Origin of the sequence: Paenibacillus sp. OT2-17 (assembly GCF_009827695.1) — a bacterium.
GTDB classification, from domain to species: Bacteria; Bacillota; Bacilli; order Paenibacillales; family Paenibacillaceae; genus Paenibacillus; species Paenibacillus polymyxa_B.
The window spans coordinates 1-19,032 of the sequence record NZ_WUDQ01000049.1 but is presented as its reverse complement, the minus strand read 5'-3'; the positions used below and the strand labels follow the sequence as shown (position 1 = coordinate 19,032).

General features: G+C 43.0%; 13 protein-coding genes. 10 read left to right on the top strand and 3 right to left on the bottom strand.

Translation table 11 applies throughout. The features are described 5' to 3' along the window. Window positions 1-177 precede the first annotated feature (177 nt). The 4 genes from GRP75_RS09930 (at window position 178) to GRP75_RS09915 (ending at window position 3,962) form a co-directional block, all read left to right on the top strand. A complete protein-coding gene (locus tag GRP75_RS09930; protein ID WP_076264961.1) occupies window positions 178-1,632 on the top strand; it encodes an efflux RND transporter periplasmic adaptor subunit in 1,455 nt (484 codons plus the stop codon). Continuing rightward, window positions 1,629-2,366 carry an ABC transporter ATP-binding protein gene (locus GRP75_RS09925; RefSeq protein ID WP_160789222.1) on the top strand — a complete coding sequence of 246 codons (738 nt, stop codon included), beginning with the start codon at window positions 1,629-1,631 and terminating at the stop codon, window positions 2,364-2,366. Before GRP75_RS09930 ends, GRP75_RS09925 begins: the two co-directional genes overlap by 4 nt. After that, entirely contained in the window at window positions 2,363-3,577 is a 1,215-nt protein-coding gene (locus GRP75_RS09920; protein WP_160789221.1) for an ABC transporter permease, read from the top strand. The genes GRP75_RS09925 and GRP75_RS09920 overlap by 4 nt, the downstream gene beginning before the upstream one ends. 133 nt (window positions 3,578-3,710) lie before the next feature. Further along, on the top strand, window positions 3,711-3,962 hold the full coding sequence (locus tag GRP75_RS09915; RefSeq protein WP_237448979.1) for an RNA polymerase sigma factor: 252 nt from the start codon (window positions 3,711-3,713) through the stop codon (window positions 3,960-3,962). 334 nt (window positions 3,963-4,296) lie between these two features. Here the strand turns inward: GRP75_RS09915 and mprF are convergent, their stop codons facing one another. Then, window positions 4,297-6,942, bottom strand: a complete 2,646-nt coding sequence (gene mprF, locus GRP75_RS09910; protein ID WP_160789220.1) for a bifunctional lysylphosphatidylglycerol flippase/synthetase MprF — start codon at window positions 6,940-6,942, stop codon at window positions 4,297-4,299. Window positions 6,943-8,247: 1,305 nt separating this feature from the next. Between mprF and GRP75_RS09905 the strand changes: the two genes are divergently transcribed. After that, window positions 8,248-8,649 (top strand): VOC family protein, encoded by a 402-nt coding sequence (locus GRP75_RS09905; protein WP_160789219.1) that lies wholly within the window; start codon window positions 8,248-8,250, stop codon window positions 8,647-8,649. 643 nt (window positions 8,650-9,292) lie between these two features. Here GRP75_RS09905 and GRP75_RS09900 read toward each other — a convergent pair. Beyond that, window positions 9,293-12,142, bottom strand: a complete 2,850-nt coding sequence (locus tag GRP75_RS09900) for an alpha-amylase family glycosyl hydrolase (protein ID WP_160789218.1) — start codon at window positions 12,140-12,142, stop codon at window positions 9,293-9,295. 767 nt (window positions 12,143-12,909) lie between these two features. Next, window positions 12,910-13,623, bottom strand: coding sequence for a beta-glucanase (gene bglS / locus GRP75_RS09895; RefSeq protein WP_023990437.1), 714 nt, complete (start codon window positions 13,621-13,623; stop codon window positions 12,910-12,912). Between the two features lie 490 nt (window positions 13,624-14,113). On the opposite strand from bglS, the gene GRP75_RS09890 reads away from it, so the two are divergent. The 5 genes from GRP75_RS09890 to GRP75_RS09870 form a co-directional block, all read left to right on the top strand. After that, entirely contained in the window at window positions 14,114-15,091 is a 978-nt protein-coding gene (locus tag GRP75_RS09890; protein WP_023990435.1) for a LacI family DNA-binding transcriptional regulator, read from the top strand. A 164-nt stretch (window positions 15,092-15,255) separates the two neighbouring features. After that, window positions 15,256-16,581 carry an ABC transporter substrate-binding protein gene (locus GRP75_RS09885; protein ID WP_053326152.1) on the top strand — a complete coding sequence of 442 codons (1,326 nt, stop codon included), beginning with the start codon at window positions 15,256-15,258 and terminating at the stop codon, window positions 16,579-16,581. Window positions 16,582-16,640: 59 nt separating this feature from the next. Further along, the gene (locus GRP75_RS09880) at window positions 16,641-17,525 is read left to right on the top strand and encodes a carbohydrate ABC transporter permease (RefSeq protein ID WP_053326151.1); all 885 of its coding nucleotides are present in this window, start codon (window positions 16,641-16,643) and stop codon (window positions 17,523-17,525) included. Next, a complete protein-coding gene (locus GRP75_RS09875; RefSeq protein ID WP_025723176.1) occupies window positions 17,525-18,352 on the top strand; it encodes a carbohydrate ABC transporter permease in 828 nt (275 codons plus the stop codon). The genes GRP75_RS09880 and GRP75_RS09875 overlap by 1 nt, the downstream gene beginning before the upstream one ends. An 83-nt stretch (window positions 18,353-18,435) precedes the next feature. Further along, a partial coding sequence (locus GRP75_RS09870; protein ID WP_202404071.1) for a glycoside hydrolase family 32 protein occupies window positions 18,436-19,032 on the top strand: 597 nt, incomplete at its 3' end.

The following is a 19,032-nucleotide window of genomic DNA, read 5'->3' as shown; positions in this document are numbered from 1 at the left end:
AAAAAAAAGGAAAAGGGATTTGCCACAGGTACGGAGGTCGCTACTAATCAGTTAAAAGTGAAGCAAATAGAACGGAATATGGATGAATTGATTGTTCAAATGACACAGTTACAACATGCTTTAAACAAACCGTGGAGTGTATAGGATTTAAAAAAATATATTTAAGGGGATATGACATTGCCGGAAACAGTAAAAAAAGATGCATTGCAAATATTAAGAAAAAAAAGAAGATTAAAAGTGATCATAGGTATTCTGGCCTTGATCATTATAGTGGGAATCGGTGGTACTGTTTATATGAATAGGGGGCAGGAAAAGCCCGTGGAGGGTCCTGCGAATCAGATTGTTCAGGTGAAAAAAACCAATATAACCGAATCGCTTGCCGTGACTGGGACCGTTCAGGCTTCCAAGGAAGTGAATATTAATTTTACAAATGTCGAGGGTGCCAAGCTCATTGCGGTCAATGTCAAAGCAGGAGATAGTGTTAAGGCGGGCCAGGTTTTAGCTCGTTTAGATGATTCAGATGCCAAATTACAAATTAAAGATGCCCAGTCCAATGTTGCGATTGCAAGGGCCAAGCTAGAGGAAGCCAAGCGTGGACCAAAGCAAATTGATATTGAGCTCCAGAAGGCAAATGTCCTAAAGACACAGATGGCGATTAAAACAGCCAAGGACGGGACGGAGTTAGAGGAAGCCGCTGCACAAAAAGAGGTTGCCAAGGTGACCTTGGATAAAGCCCAGAAGGATTATGATGACCAGACTTATCTAGTTCAGAATGATGCGGCCGCAGAAAGTGACCTGGCGACGGCCAAGCAAAGCTTGGATAAGGCAAAATTGGATATGAGTAATGCCGAGCTTCAATACAAGAAGGCACAGATCAGACAAAACCAGGCTATTGAAGATGCTGAAATGGGTTATAAAACCGCTTTAATTCAATTAAAGGCAGCACAGTCCCCGCCTGAAGCTTCCAACATTCAATCTGCACAGGCTTCTTTACAGCAGGCCGAAACAGAATTGGAGCAAAAGAAAAGTGTTCTGAATAAATTACAGGTTACGGCGCCGTGGGATGGGATTGTTTTGAAGGTCAACGGCGATGTGGGCACCAGTCCTACTGCACCTTTTATCATAATGAATAACTCCAATACAGGGGTCATGAAGGTTAGTGCCAAGGTTAACGAAAGTGATATCGCCAAATTGAAGACCGGACTTCAGGCTACAATGCATACCAATTCATTTCCGGACAAGCAATTCAAAGGAGAAGTTCTTTTTGTTTCTCCAGAGCCAGTTGTGGAATCCAATGTGACTACATACAAAGTTGAATTGTCTTTGGATAGCCAAAAAATAAGGCTGCAACCGGGGATGAACATGGATGTATCCCTTCTGTTAGCTGAACACAAAGACGCGCTGTCTGTGCCATTGTTTGCATTGAGATCTGAAGGTGGTGTAGATGGAGTATATGTGGCGAAGAACGCGGCAAATCCTGCTGATTATGGATTTAGACCGGTGAAACTAGGCGTCTATACAGCGGATCAGGCCGAAATCAAGTCTGGTGTCAAGGAAGGCGAAACTATTGTTATTCCTCCTCAGAACAGCAGTGCTGATCCGAATGGCAGTGGAGGGGGGCAGGCACAATGAGCGAAACTCAATCCAATAAAACGGTGATCGAAATTAAAGAACTGAAAAAAATGTATGAAGTAGGCGGTCAGGAGATTCAGGCTCTGCGCAGCGTGAATTTATCCATTAGCGAAGGTGAGTTTGTTGCTATCATGGGACCCTCTGGTTCGGGCAAGTCTACCATGATGAATGTCATTGGTTGCCTGGATCATCCGGATACCGGAAAATACTACCTGGATGGGTATTCCATATTGGATGCTCGTGAGAAAGAACTTTCGGAGATTAGAAATCAGAAACTAGGTTTTGTGTTTCAAAAATTTTATTTACTTCCCCGAACTACAGCATTAGCCAATGTAGAGCTACCTATGATGTATGCAGGTATACCTGCCAAGGAACGCCGGGAACGAGCCGTGGAGGCGCTACGAAGCGTTGGCCTTGCCGAACGGATGTATAACAAGCCTAACGAGCTTTCTGGTGGTCAGCAGCAGCGTGTCTCCATTGCACGTGCATTGGTAAATAATCCTGTTATTCTGCTGGCAGATGAACCTACGGGCGCACTGGATACGAAAACGAGTATTGAGATTATGGAACTGTTTCAAGGGTTGAATGAGCTTGGAAAAACTATAGTTCTGGTTACTCATGAGCTGGAAATAGCTGAATATGCCAAACGATTGATTAGTTTTCGGGATGGCAATATTGAGCGGGATGAGCAAATTACGAATAGACGAATTTCATCAAGGATGGTAAGCCTATGAATTTGATGGAAACGATCCGTGTATCAATGAATAGCTTAACCACCAACAAGATGCGTTCATTTTTAACGATACTCGGTATTATTATTGGGGTGGCAGCGGTTATTGCCATTATGGCAATCGGAAACGGTTCTAAAGCCAGTATTAAGGAGGAAATAAATAGTCTAGGGAATAACGTGATTATGGTTGCTCCAGCCATGCCAATGACCGAGGAAGAAGTCAATGGGGACAACTTGCCCTCCTTTACGTGGGTTGATATCAAGGCAATGGAACAAAAGAGTTCGATTGCGGCATTAATGCCCAGTATTTCGAGCAATTCAAAAGTTGTATGGGGTCGATATAACTATAATGCAACTATTATAGGAACATCCGCTTCATTTTATAAAGTTAAAAAGTTTTCCTTTGCTGAAGGCAGGACATTTACCAACGATGAGTTGGATAAACGTATGAATGTTGCTATTCTGGAAAGCCAAGCGGTTGTACGTCTTTTTGGTGGGGATACCAAAAACGTGGTGGGACGAACGTTTCAAATTAAACAGATCCCCTTCAAAGTGATCGGAGTATTGAATTCTCAGCCCGTTACGAATTTAAGCCGCAGTACAAATGATCAAATTTACATCCCTGCTACAACCATGATGAACCGTCTGGGTGAGAAAAATATCACCAGCCTAGATGTCTCCGCCAAGTCACCAGCTTTGATGGATCAAGCTCGTTCAGATATATTGGATAGCTTGCGTGTGACGCATCAGCTAAAACCCTCAGAACCGGATCAATTTCAAACTATGAGTCTGTCCGAAGCAGCAGGTGCAGCTTTGGGTGTAGATAATATCATGAGCAAATTGCTGGGAGGTGTAGCCGCAATATCGCTCGTGGTAGGGGGAATCGGAATTATGAATATTATGATGGTCTCCGTTATAGAGCGTACAAGAGAAATCGGTATTCGCAAAGCGATTGGCGCCAAGCCTAGAGATATTATGATTCAATTCCTGTTTGAAGCAGTCATTTTCGGTCTAATGGGAGGTATACTTGGGGTTGCTGCTGGCATAGGAGCGTCTAAAATAATTGAAGCAACAACTCGTATGACCATTGAATTCACGGTCTCGCCGATCATATATTCGTTTCTTAGCTCTGCAGGTATAGGTATCTTATTTGGGGTATACCCAGCTTATAAAGCAGCGAGATTGAAGCCGATAGATGCATTGAGATACGAATAATTTTATTGAAAAATGTTCATGAAACGTAAATAGGTATTGTTGAGGGTGCAGTATTTGTTGAAAAGCAATCGAAACAGGAAGGAAAAGTAATGCCAAAAATCTTGCTATAGATGTATTAAGAAAACGAAAAAAGATGAGAGAATACTCTTCACATAGAGAACTATTTGATTATCACTGGGATACCCTCGATTTTGTAATTCAAGAGGAAGTCGATCGGATTTTTTTGATGGTAAGTAATGACGAGCAAAGGACTGTACTCGAATTGCGCCTAGTCCAAGGATACTCCATAAAAGAAACAGCTAAAATTTTAAACAAGAGCGAAGCTGCCGTGAAGTCGTCGCTGTACAGAGCTACTAAACATATTAAATTAAGATATATTTCATGAACTGATTGGGAAGAACCTAATAAGCAGTAGGACTGACAGTATTCTTTTTGCTGAAAGAGCTTTTTTTTCAAGCTCTGATCCTTAAATATCTTTTTATTGATCCAACCAATACCTCTAGTTTATCTGTTATCTAATACAATAAACCACGTTTTTTATGTCTAGAAGAGTGTAGGTAGAGTAGTTGAGTCAAAACATTAAAAGGTGGTCAAATGACCACCTTAGGATGTGAAGGAATTCCGAATATCTAACCGTGAAAAATAATTGCTTTCTTTCTATTGCCCTCATTTTTTCAGTCCACGTAACTGTAGCCTATCCAAAGAATTTATTCTGAAGGTTAAAGAAGCTCTACTTGTTCTGGACGACGAGATACCAGTCGGACCAGATCCAGCGTAAGCATTGGAAGTGTCATACCTGCCGGATAAGCTAAATATCTTGCTTGCCATTCAGGTGAGAATTTTTCCTTGTAACGGCGCAATCCCTCAAATCCATACCAGTGCCCACCATATCGGAACACCAGCCGAGCTAATTTTTCTTCACGATGCGCATTCTGATTTTCACCCACACTGGAGAGAGGAGACATACCCAAATTGAAATAAGAATAACCTTGTTCTTTTGCCCATTCAATTATACGTACAAATAACACATCCATCGTTCCATTCGGTGTATCATTCAAATGGCGCATCAGATCAATTGAGATCACTTTATTTTGGTCATAAGCTGGAGCTAATGTTGCAAAAGCCAAAATGTGACCCTCAGCATTACGAAGCAAGGTTAAGGGAGAGCGCTGAATATACGCTTCGTTGAACCATCCTAAAGAATAAGCTTTTTCTTTACGATCGCCTAGCCACTCATTCGAAATCTGACGTAATTCAGACAGTAATTCTGAATGATAGGGTGGGGCAAGCACTTCAAATATTTGACCTTCACGATCTGATTTATTTTTAGCAGTTCGCAAGTTCTGCTTACTTTTCCCACTTAATGTGAATGTAGTTAGAGGAACCAAAGCTTCTTCGCCTAGTTTGAAGAATTTGTAACCATTCTCATGATAGATCGATAGATATTCAGGTGTTGCTTGATAAAAAACAACGGTTAATGCATACTGATCCGCATACCTCTGAAATTCTTGAATCGCAGCAGAGACAAGATTTTTATTACCAACTGGGTCGCCAAGTACAATTAATTTGTGACGCATTCGAGAATAGGGAATTAAAATTTGATCATTTTGCGCCCAATAAAAATTTTTGTCTCCTAGATAGAGAAGATGAGTCAAAAGATTACCGTCTTCTTTGGCAATAAATTGAGTTAATTTCTCTATACCCGCCTCATCTGGACGTATTCCTGTGTAGCGATGCGGGCGTAATGTGAATATAGATGCCATTAAAATTAAAGCACCGATTAATCCAACAAGAGCCGTCACTGCATATTCATGCGGGTTCAAAAACCATTGTTGAGCACGCATTGGTAGATGTCGCAAAATAGCTGGATGAATATGTGTACCAATAACGTAATACGATAACGATGAGATAAAAGCAAGGAACGCCCAAATCCAGATACTACGTAAAGAAATACTAGCACTTTCACTGTTAAATCGAGCCCGAGATATCCATAGCACCAATGCAACAATAAGTAAAATAATAGCTTCCTCGTAATCGAACCCTTTGGCAAATGTGAAGATAGCACCTGCTAACAACAATGCTCCCGTCCATATGTAAGCGCGACGAGTACGCATTGAAATACCACGTGATACGACAATAAGCATAATACCGATAGTCACAGATAACTGTTCTGAAAAACGCATAATAGGTAAAGATAACACATGTTCCATAAAACGTAGGCGAGCAATTAGGCCTGGGGTAGCCGCAGAAAGTAGTAATATGATACCACTGGTGAATACTAACTTTCCAAGCGCCCATGCTCCTAGATCACTAAGTAGACCGAAATGAGAAGGCCAGCCCCAGAATTTGACCCATGTGTTACGTGAAGCGTCCAGACTAGTTGTAATCATTTCACGCATTTGTTTACTGTTCGGACTCATCTCAAACGTAGCTAGCACAAGACCGATCAACCAAGGAACTACAAAGTAAAAAATGCGGAACAATAACAAAATCGTTAGTGCACGTGATGGATCAACACCTAATGTCTGAAGTCCAAGCAACACGATCAGATCAAATGCTCCAATACCACCTGGCGCCATACTAATAATCCCTGCAATTGCTGCTACAATATACACACCGAATACCGGGGCAAACGGTAAATGATTCAGATCATAAAAAGTGAATAACCAAAATAATGCCCCTGCACAAGCCCACTCTAGAACAGAGGAACCTAGAGAAGCGATGACTACTTTCCAAGGTAACTTGCCATCGCCCTTATGAAACCATTTGGCGAACAGGGAAGATCGTTGCATTAATAGGAAGAACGGTAAGTACAATGAAACTCCCCATACACCGATACGAAGCCAAGGAAGTTGTTCAAAAACAGGTTCTACAGGAAAAACACCGACCAGTACAAGACAGCCAAGTAAAGATAGACCGACTAATACGATAGGCGATAAAAAGAGTGCAGCAGCTCCCATTGTTTTCATAGGAACGCCACTTCTCTTATACAGTAATGTACGTAGTCCTAGACCGGTAAGACCAGCGAACCCAATCATATTATTAAATGTATTGGCTATCCATGCATATCGATAAGTCGTTTTCCAATTGATATCAAGCTTAAATTGTTTTCGTATTAAATAATCATAAGCACTCATTACAGATACCGCTATAAAAGAAGCAATGATCAATTGAATAACGACATGAATGGGCATCATGCGTAATTCATGAATAATTTTAGCTAAGTTAATATTCTGAATTTCGTGTCTTCCATATACATAGATAATGACTAAAATAGCTACAGGAATCAGTATCCTAATAATTTTAGCACGGTACAAAGCCAAAAATAGCTGTAAAATTTTAAGCTTTCGAAGCAATTCTCTCATTGTGTCGTCGACTCCACCTTCGGACAAAATAATATCAATATTTTTAATACAAGACGGATTGTCAAACCAAGTGCGACAGGACTTCTGTGAAAGATTCGTGAGCGGTCCTCCAATCCAGACATTTTCGGGGTCGGTGGTTAATTAGATCCAGTAAATGAAGGAGATCTTCATCCGTGACCCAAGCCATCAGTACTCTTGGGGAGGAACCCAGCAGTAAACCGTTAGCATTTTCATTCAAACCGCGTTGCTAGGACAAATAGCGTCAGCAAAATAAACTAGCAGGTTAAGTATAGCTTCCATATCCGCCTGGCAAGCAAACTACTTGGTTCAGTTAGCAGTGGCTGTGAATAAGCTGCCTGCGGGGTACTGTGTGATGGTTACACCTAGCGCAATCTCTATGAACAACTCCGTACGATCGGCATTGTTGATGGGAGTATGCAAGCGGGTTTATGTTCAATTATTGTGGCTACGTACGCTTCATCCTTACCGTGGGCCAGATACGAGGATACTAGATGTAGTTTCATATGGGATTGTATTCTAAAAGAACTCAGAGAGAGGGCGAAATAAGAATAGATAGCCCTAGGAATTAATGAATTTTTAGGTTATATCTAACCATTTTTTACTTCTCTCTCTTTCTTTCAATGCAGAAAGCATAATAAAAAAAACTAAGGAATTAATGAGTATATTTCTAAAGAAAATCTAAAGAATTTGTATAACTAAGTAATAACTTGAAATGGAGATTCTTTCGCTAAGACTCTCCACCGTTAAAGTTGAACAGGGCTTCCTACGCAAGTGCTCCAGTTGCAAGCTCCATGATTAAGCTTCAGCGCTCCCCATCTCGGTTAAAAGACGGAATTCAGTGTGAAAGCTCTAGCTACGCATGAAGAGTTGAATATATTCTTGACTGAATCGTATTCAATTTATTTATACTCGGATATTTTATTGTTTTATAAATATAAAAAATCTTATTTCCAATAAATATAGTTATAAGCTAAAGGGAGGAACGATGATGCCCCTAGAATCAGATTCTTTGAAAATATATGATTTTGCTTCAGTGACACCTTTGGGTATCCATTATCGGCATGCGCATTCAATATACCCAACTGACTGGAAGCTTTTTTACCTAGATACGGATTCCGAAGAACTTGAAGAGTGCAGAATTGTTGTAAGAGAGTCATTACTTTGATGCGAAATCCATTCTTGGCTAGATCGATACCTTGCGGTTTCTTTTATAAGATTCGCTTCTGCTGCCAGAAGTAGAGTATAGTAGGAGTAGTTGAAAATATATTCCAGGAGGCTACAGCCATGTCACAGGAGATCTGGATTAATCTGCCGGTCAAAGATGTTGAGAGGTCAACTGCCTTTTTCAATGAGATTGGATTACATGCGGCTAGCGTTGGTAACGAGAGAGCCAAGCTTGCCATAGGCCAAACAACGATTCTGCTGTTCCCGGATGCGGCGTTTGAGAAATTTACAGGTTCAAAAATCGCAGATACTTCCCATACCGCAGAAGTAATATTTTCCATTAGCGCTGAAAGCAGAGAAGAAGTAGATGCCTTTATTCAAAAAGTAGAGTTTGCCGGAGGAAACATCTTTGGCAAACCGAGTGAAATTGACGGCTGGATGTACGGCGCAGGATTTGCCGACCTGGACGGTCACCGCTGGAACCTGCTGTACATGGATGAGAGCAAAATGCCGAAACGCTAATATGAAAACACCGGTCACCTGCTTAAGGTCACCGGCGTTTTTTACACCCCCTATAATCTCATATCCGTAATTCAAATCAAGATCGTTGCTTAGAAGGAAAAATTCGTGGGTTAAATTTATACAAATCACCTGGGCTATCCCTAAGCTAAGGGATATATTAGATATTTTCATGAAGGAGATTATTCAGTCTTTTGCTGACCCGAACACACAGCTGAAAAAATTGTTAAAGAAACGTGTGTGAAATACAATGCAAATGGAGGAAACAACTATAATAATTGTATTACAGTTTTGCCTATCATTATTATGGCAATAGCATTATACATTCATGAAGGACATCCTCAATTATCATATGCTTTAGGTACTTTTGGTCTAACGCTTGTACCGTTGTATGCGGTAGAACATATCCGGATGACCGGCCAGAACCCGTTAATACTTGATGGTTGTTGGTCATTAAATATACGGAGGAATGTACGCACATAGAAGCTGTCGTTGGTGCATCTTGGTTCACTCCCCATCCGTTAAAAATTTAGTCCAGAGCAATATCCTGACTCTCTCTCTTGGATATACTTTTTAATTGGAAGCAACCTTAGCACGGTGCAATACCGAACTGAGGTTGCTTCAGTTAACTAAGACATACTGCCGCTTACTTCAGATAGGTTCCCGTTTCTCCAATTCCACCGCTGCCATTCAATACATATACCCTTGCGTTTCCTTTGCCGGAGCATGTCAGGGTAATCTTGCCATCAGTAACGGTTTTGGAATTACCAGTCACCGCATCCACATAGGTTCCGTTCGGAATTCCGGTAAATGTGGCGTTTCCTGAAATCGTGACCAATGCAAAGCTGTCAATGCCTTTGGCGCTGTCGGTATATCTTCTCTTAAACGCCAGATTGCCCGTTACATTCTCTGTGGAATACTGTCCTTTTTGCAAGGCGGGAACAGCTCTTCTGATTAAATTAAGCTGTCTGATATGTTTTGCCAGAGGATGGTTGAGCGATTCCGCAAGTGTGCCGGTAGCATTTGTGTATTTGCCGTAATCTTGTACTGTAACACTGCCTTCCATGTGATCGCCGTAATAAGCCCGTCCCGTTTTGCTTAGCGGTGCGTTTGGACCCGGATCAATGACAGCCCCCTTTTGGAATTCGATTTCGGAACCATAGAAGATAGCGGGTATTCCGCGGAAGGTGAACATCAGATCGAGATTCTCGGCCCAAGTGTCCTGTGTGCCCGCAAATCTTTGATTTTCCGGAGCCTGGTCGGGCGCATAGTCATGCGAGTCGATATAGGTTACATTCCAGGTAGCATCATTATAGTATTGATCGCCACTTCTCATATTGAATGCTTCCTGCGCGGTCTTGAATGCCCAATGCATCGGAAAATCAATCACATCCATGCCCGATTTCATTGAATAGTCAGGCGTATGATAGGTATTTCCGTTTAAGAGAGCATTGTTCGAGGTTGGCTGTCCTGCTGTAGTAGAGTTGTCCGCCCACTCTTGTTCAACCGACACTTTATTGGAGGCGTAATCATTCTTTCCATCGCCCGGATACGATTTCGAGCTTTTCCAAGTATAGAATGGCGTCGAGATCGCCGGAATTCCACTGTTCCAGACATCTCTGTAACGGGTGGCTACTTCTCCAAAAATATAGAAATCCGAGCCGCCTCTTGTCTTCCAGGCAGGAATATAGTATTTATTGAAAATATACCGGCTCACATGCTTCACCGTATCGACACGGAAAGCGTCAACACCCATGTCTATATAGTGATTGTAGGTATCAATTAAATATTTGTTAACTGCAGGGTTTTCCGTGTTCAAATCCACGCAATCTCCCGCTATCTGACCAGTTTGAACAGTATAGGATTCCCAGGAGAGACTTTTCTCTGTATGGTAAATGTTATTGTTCGTTTCCGCGTTCTTCATTAAAGCGAGCCTTGCCTGATACTGCTGATCGGGTGTCATAGTATCATAGTTTGACGGCAGCTTATCCGTAGTTTTCACCAAGTTGTTAGCCGTATCCGGTTTAGCCGGATCTTTCTTGAACATGGGGTACAGATTCTCTTCACCGAAATTACCGGTATGATTGACAACGATGTCTTGAATAACCTTCAGCCCTTTGGCATGGGCCGCATTGATCAAATCCTGGTAAGAAGCTCCCGCTGATTCATATCTTGGGTCTACTTTGGCGAAATTTATTGCATGGTAACCATGATAATCATAACCGCTGGCATTCTGCACAACAGGTGTAATCCAGACGGCGCTGAATCCGAGGGCTTTGATATAATCGAGCTTTTGAATCAGCCCCTTAAAGTCCCCTCTCCAAGCCGGGTCCGAATCCGGATTACGCGCCTTGGCATCATCCCATGCGTGCATGTTGTTGCTCGGATCACCGTCATAGAACCGGGAAGTAATCACGAAGTAAATAGTATCTTCCCGAAAATCACCTTTATTTCCAATATTATAAACAAAGCTTTGTTTGGTTTGATTGCCAGCGCCGTCTATAACGAGAAATTTTAATGTCGTGGTCTTGGAAATAAGGATGGACGGTCCGGTCAATCCGGCCATAGCGTTGCCGAGGATATATACTTTCGAGTTTATGGTTGGTTCCGTACCATCGTCCGTGTAGTATGCCTTGGTTGTTGCCGCCTTGTTATCATTTAGGTTGAAGGATACAGTCACCGAGGAATCGGAATGTCTGGTAGGCAAATTCGCTGTGATTGTCGGAGCTTGCAGATCTGAATTCAGGTCAATCATATAAGCGAAAGAGGATGCATTTCCAGTTTGACCGATTGAGTTGACACCGAAGGCCTTAATGGTCAAAGAGGAAGCAACTTGGATTGGAGAGGTATACAAGGTAGAGGATGTCGTAGGTGTCGAGCCGTCTATCGTATAGTAAATCTTATCGTCACTGTTGGTGCTGGAAAGCGTCACCGATTGGGACGAATCATATGTTTTGGGTACAGGAGAGGCGGAAATCGCCGGAATTTTAGGCATTTCCGGGCTGGTATCATACCATGTGTTATCTGTGTAATACCAGCCCTCTTTCACACTGCGGGACAAGTCGGCCGTCTGTTTGCCGCTACCGTCATTAAAGATGAGACTTGAGCCTGTGGCCTCGGCAATGGTGTAGCTGTACCAGTCGTTTCCATCCGACTTCATCAGGATTCCCGGCCACGCTCCGCTTATCGGAACGGTTGTCGGATTCAGATTCCAGTAATGGATTCGAATCGCTGAATTCCAGCTTGAAGGTTTCTTAAAGTGAACCGTTAACCCAGTTTGAGTTGATTTAGGTATTGTGGTAGGTGCATACGTTGCGGTAACGGTAGACGTGATCGAAGCGGTTGTAGAGGGAAGGGTAGTCGCTGTGGAATTCGTGTAGGTGGCTGTATAATCGGTGCTACTGGCCGAAGCTACGCCGGGTAAACCGAAGAAGTTGAAGCAAAGCGACAAAATAATCAACCAAGAAATAAAACTCCCAGTTTTTTTTCCTAGCAAGTTAACAACCTCCTGATAATATTTAGTGGAATAGATAATGCAACCGGTTGCATTAAAAACAAAAAAAAAGAAGACATTTATTTTGATAAAATGGATTCTTTGATCGCCTCCTCCGTGGTATATATGGAAAATAATCATTGTACGCGCTTACAAAAGAAATTATGAGAAAAGCCCATTCACACAGGGCTCTATACCAATGATTTTTTCCTTTTATGATTATATCATCCATACTTTTACTGGTCAATGAATTGCTAGGGACATGTTTCAAACCTAAGCTAGCCTGTTCATAATTGAAGCCAACGTCCAAAAAGCCTTGAAAGGCACATGTTAATGTATCAAAGCGAGTCGCTAAGCAGATGTCAATAAGCAGTATATGGTCAGGAAAGAAAATAGAAAACGCGAGCGTGAGTATCCTAAGGTGGAATGGACAGCAATATAAGCTTGAACTTGAAGCTGAACCGGGGATGATTCCTTCAAACGTAATACTTGTTGTCTGACTTCCCTTCATTAAAGTTGGTTCCTGAGTTATAAACCGATTGGAGTTACATGACCCCTTTCCTGTATTGGTATCTTTAAAGTAATTGAAGCAGGAAAATGCTAACCATCCGCAAACATATGGGTTAAACAGGGGATTTATTAAATACCTGATTATATTCAGCTGCGCATCGGTGATCGCCAGCTTTGAATAGATTTCCAGCGATTTTATTCATGGCCGAATGCATCATCAAAAAAAACAGCCACTACAGGGCTGCTTTTGGTACTATGGGCTAATTGCTCGTGTATTTTACCCAATCATATTCAGCGTATAGCGGATTCGCTCCATTATACGAACCTAGCCAGTCGTCAACGCCAGTGCCATTCCATAAATTCATCATAATCTTGCCTGGCGTGCTTGGTATGTTTGTAGTTGCCGTATGCTTTAGAACCCCGTCAACATACCACTTAATGTATCCTGGCTGCCAATCGAATGCATAGGTGTGAAAGCCTTTTGATGCATCGAAGCCCAGATCTACAATCTTCTCGTGACCACCGACCCCGTTTGTATAATAGTTGAATTGCACTTTTGTCGTGTCTTTGCCTAAAAATTCAATATCTATTTCATCCCATTGCGTGCCATCAGTAGGTCCCGTATACGTAAAAAAGGAAGATACGATCCCTGTATTTTTAGCCGGCTTCATGCTGACCTCGTATAAGCCGTATCTGTAAGTGTTCGTCGATCGATACTCTCCGCAGTCAAATTTATTGTACGCAGAACTTGTTAAGCCAAGCTTCATTTTGCCATCGTTCGTAAAATTGACATTATTGGCACGCCAAGTGCAATTAAACATGTTCCCATTGGAATATCCATCCGCTTTTTGCCATGCACCAGAATTGAAACCATTAAGTGGTTCCCAAAAAACATTCCCCGCATAAACGCTTACCGAAAAAAACAGAGAGACAATTCCAGTTGCCAGTAAAGTAAACCAAGATTTCTTCTTCATTTTACACCTCCATAAAAGATTGACCAAACATGAAAGAAACGGCTGACAATGATACATTATTTCAAGTATTGACCGGCTTACCGGAAAAATATAAAACGCTTCCATATTTGGTATCTTCATTGTAGCTTGAAATTGAGGCGTAGACTATAGCAAACTTAACGCTTGAAACATAATTTAAAAAAACCTAAATTTTATCAAGTTGTGGTTTAAAAATGCACCGCTAGGCCGCTACTCACCCCGATAACTAGAGCCCCTACGTCGGGGAAGTTGAATCCAAGAAGGATGGTTAAAGAAAAGATAGCAAGACCTTTTTAAGGGGGTCTTGCTACCATTATGGTTTAGAGCAATTGTAACCTCTAATTTGGGATTCGCAAAGTTCAGTCACCTAACATTTACGGTCATTTTGAGGCCTTCCGTTATGTAAGGTTGTTGAAATGATGAGGAGAGAGTATAGTTTGTATGTATTTATTTTGTGCGGGAAGAGGTTAATATGGCGACAATTCATGATGTAGCATTAAAAGCGGGCGTGTCAGTCACTACAGTATCCCGTGTAATGAATAACCGAGGATATATCAGCGAAACTACACGCAAAAAAGTGTTTGACGCAATGGAGGAGCTTAATTATCAACCGAATGAAATAGCACGATCTCTGCTACGTAAGCAGTCCAATATTATTGGCCTTATTATTCCCAATGTCTCGCATCCTTTCTTCGGTGAGCTTGCCAATCAGGTCGAGTATTATGCCTATCAGCATGACTGCAAGGTCCTGCTGTGCAATTCACATATGGATCCCGTGAAGGAAAAAGTATATATCGATATGTTGAAGCGGAACCGGGTGGATGGCATCATTATGGGTAGCCATACATTAGAAGTAGAAGAGTACCGACATTTGAATTCACCGATCGTGACGTTTGATAGGCAGATCGACCCGTATATTCCTTACATATCCTCGGATAATTATCGCGGAGGCGAGCTGGCTACGGAGCTGCTCATTCGCAAAGGCTGCCAGAAAATTGCGCATATCTGCGGAAATCTGGAGCTGAACATGCTGTCCAATGAGCGGACCAAAGCATTCCGGGATGTCGTGGGCAGGAATGGTGTCGAGCATGTGATCGTTCAAACAGACTTGAATGTGTTCGATCAGAAGGAGTACGAGCGAATCATTTCAAAACTCGTTCATGAACATCCGGATGTGGATGGAGTGTTCGCAACAAGTGATATTATTGCCGCTTTTGCGCTGAAAGAATATATTCGCGCTGGAAGGCATGTGCCAGAGAATGTGCGCATTGTAGGCTTCGATGATGTAAGCGTTGCTTCCTGGCTGACGCCGGAACTTACATCGGTAAGACAGCCGATTGCAGACATCGGCAGACTGGCGGTCGAGCTGATCCGCAGGCAGGCGGAAGGGGAGCAGGTGCAACCTGTCAATCTGCTGCCTGTTGAACTAATTGAGCGTGCAACGACCTGAATGAAAATCTGTTCCTCTAACAAGGGGAACAGATTTTTTTTAGTACATGTTAAAAATTCAACATGTCAAACGATTGACACAAGTTAAACCTTTGACATATAATCCGTTTGTAAGCGTTTTATTTAAGTGTTCAGAGCCATTATATAAATAAGGGGATGACAACAATGAGGAAATTCAAAAGAGTTCAATGGATGGTAATGCTACTTCTTTTGGTTATGGTGGTGTCTGCATGCAGTGGCTCCGGAGGAGAAGGTAATTCGGCTTCTGGAGGGGAATCAGGGGATTCAAAAAATGTGAAAATTACGCTTTTGAACTCCAAAGGCGAAATCCTTCCACAGCTGGAGGAAGCCGCTAAGGCGTTCCAGAAAGACAATCCGGGCATTACTGTTGAAATCCAGCCGGTTCCGACTGGTGGTTCTCCTTTTGAGCGTGCCTCCGCATTGTATGCATCAGGAAACCCGCCGACCATGACCATGCTAGATACAGGTGATGTTGAGAAATTCAAGGACCGTATCCTCGATCTAAGCGGGGAAAAGTGGAATGCGGACACTGTTGAAAATGCTACCACTGCTACGACATTTGATGGTAAAAATTACGCGTTTCCGCTGGCTGTTGAAGGCTACGGATTCATTTACAACAAAGCCGTTGTAGATAAAGCGGTAGGCGGAAGCTTTGATCCCACCACAATTAAAACCCGAAATGACCTTGAAAAACTGTTTCAGCAAATCGAGGCATCTGGTAAGAAAGCATTGGTGATTTCACCAATGGACTGGTCTCTGGGCGCTCATTATTTGCCTCTTGCTTATGCAGGCCAGAACAAAGACATGGCTGAAGTGGACAAATTCATGGCGTCACTAAAAGCGGGCCAGGCTAGCTTGGCTAATAATCCTGTATTTAACGGACTTATGGATACATTCGACCTCATGATGAAATACAACATCGATCAGGCTTCTCCGCTAGCAGGAGCTTATGAACGCGGACCGGAGCTGCTCGGCAAAGGTGAAGTTGGCATTTGGTTCATGGGCAACTGGGCATGGCCGCAAATCAACAGTTTTGATACCGCTAATAAAGAATATGGTTTCTTGCCTGTACCCATCAGTAACAATGCCGATGACTACGGCAATCAGGAGATTTCGTCCGCTGTATCCAAGCGCATTGTTATTGACAAGGAGAAGACTACTCCGGAACAGCAAGAGGCGGCGAAGAAGTTCCTGAACTGGATCGTATATGATGCGAAAGGCCAGGATTTCCTCGTGAACCAAGCGAACATTATCCCGGCGTTCAAAAATATTACACTGCCTGCGGCCGACCCGCTTGGCAAGTCCATCCAGGATTATATTGCAAAAGGCAAGTCAGAGCAGTCGATGAGCATGCTGCCTGCCGACCACTGGTCCAAGACAGGATCTTCCATGCAAAAGTATCTGGCGAAACAGGGCGATCGTGCAACACTGGTTAAAGAAATCGAAAACTACTGGAAAACGGTTAAATAAGGTTATTTTCAAATTACCTGGAATAGAGAGAGAAACCCGGAACAAAGGGAGGGATCATCATGATTACGGAAAAAGGAGTATGGAACCGGCTGCGGACGCGGCTACTGTTTACCGGCCCAACCTTGTTTGCCTTCATAACGGTAATGATTATTCCATTTTTGTATGGCATCTATCTGACGTTCACAAACTGGGATGGTATTTCCACCACACTATCGCTGGTAGGCATCCAAAACTATCTGGCTGTTTTTAGAGATATTGAGTTTTGGAAATCGTTCAGCTTGACGCTCAAGTATGTGTTTTATACCGTTGTTCTTATTAATGTGATCGCTTTTATGCTGGCTTATGTGCTGACTAAAGGGTTAAAAGGACAGAGTGTTTTCCGAGCGGGATTTTTCCTGCCCAACCTTGTCGGCGGCATTGTACTCGGCTTTATATGGCAGTTTATATTCAACAACGTGCTTGTCTATTTGGGACAACATGCCAGCATACAGTCGCTCAGCACGACTTGGCTGGCTGATCCCGACAAAGCGTTCTGGGCACTCGTGATTGTAACCGTGTGGCAGAACGCGGGTTACATGATGGTCATTTACATCGCGGGATTGACGGGTGTGCCGAATGATATTATGGAGGCCGCAAGCATTGATGGGGCGAACAGCTGGACCAGACTGCGGAAAATGGTGCTGCCCTTGATGGTTCCTTCTTTCATCGTATGTATATTTTTGTCCTTGCAGCGCGGTTTTATGGTCTATGACGTGAACCTTGCGCTCACGAAAGGTGGGCCGTTCAGCAGTACTCAAATGGTGTCGATGCATGTGTATGAAAAGGCATTCCTTTCCCGTGATTATGGTGTGGGGCAGGCAGAAGCATTCGTGTTGTTCCTGATGGTTGCTCTCATCACTCTGCTTCAGGTTTATTTTAGCAAGAAGTTGGAGGTGGAGGCGTAATGGCAAGAAAAAGAGTTGCTTCCTCCGTGATCAAATTCATTGTGTTGACAGTCATACTCATATTGTTCATCGTACCGTTCGTCTTTCTGCTGATCAATTCGTTCAAGGAAAACATGGCCATCACCTCAAATCCGTTATCGCTTCCAGAGAGCTTCAGTATGGTCAATTATATGAATGCATTCGATAAAATGAATTACATCGCTGCCTTTACCAACTCATTGGTCATAACGGTGTTAAGTGTTCTGTTTATCTCACTGTTCGCGGCGATGACGGCTCATTATTTTGTCAGAAACAACACCAAGTTCAACCAATATACATTTATGTTGATGGTTGCATCCATGATCATTCCATTCCAGGCTATCATGATTCCATTGGTGAAAATCTACGGGTCTCTTGATCTGCTGAACAGTAAGTGGTCGCTGATTTACATGTATATCGGTTTTGGCAGCTCGCTGGCCGTCTTCATTTATCATGGTTTTGTAAAGAGTATTCCAAAGGAACTGGAGGAAGCGGCGCTAATTGACGGATGCACGCGGTTTCAGACATTCTTCCGGATCGTGTTTCCGGTACTAATGCCCACGACGGCCACCATTTCCATTCTCAATGTGCTGTGGATCTGGAATGATTTTCTGCTGCCTTCCCTCATTCTGGTCGATCCGGAGCAAAGGACACTTCCATTGTCCACGTACAACTTTTATGGAACCTATACAGTGGATTATGGTCCATTGATGGCAAGTTTGGTACTGACGATATTTCCGATCATTATCATCTATCTGTTCGCCCAGAAGTATATTATTCAGGGTGTTATGCAAGGTTCGATTAAATAACTGCAGGGGAAGGATGCTTTATCAAACAGACTAAAGCGTATACGAGAGAGCGTGCAGATCAATTTATTTCCCAATCGAAGCATATGCTTCGGCCGGATTATCGCCTGAACTACCACTTAATGGCTGAATTCGGCTGGATGAACGATCCGAACGGCTTCATTCAATATCACGGGCAGTATCACTTGTTCTATCAACATTACCCGTATAAATCAGTATGGGGACCGATGCACTGGGGACATGCAGTCAGCCGCGATCTTATGAAGTGGGATTATCTGCCGATCGCTTTGGCACCGGACGGTGAGTTCGACCAGGATGGCTGCTTCTCCGGCAGTGCGATTGAGCAGGACGGGAAGCTTGTCCTGATGTATACCGGACATGTTGTAACCGGGCCTGACAAAGATCAGGATTACAAGCAGTCGCAGGGAATCGCAGTATCAGAAGACGGAGTAACGTTCGAAAAGTGGGAGGGCAACCCGGTCATCGGTTATGACGCCATACCGGACACGATCAGCCGTAAAGACTTCCGTGACCCTAAGGTGTTCAGACACGAAGGTCAATATTACGCCGTTCTCGGTTCTAATGATGCGAAAGGGAACGGACTTGTACTGCTTTACCGTTCTGAAGACCTGAAAAGCTGGACGTATGTCAATGTACTAGCCGTGAGTGACGGACGCTTCGGC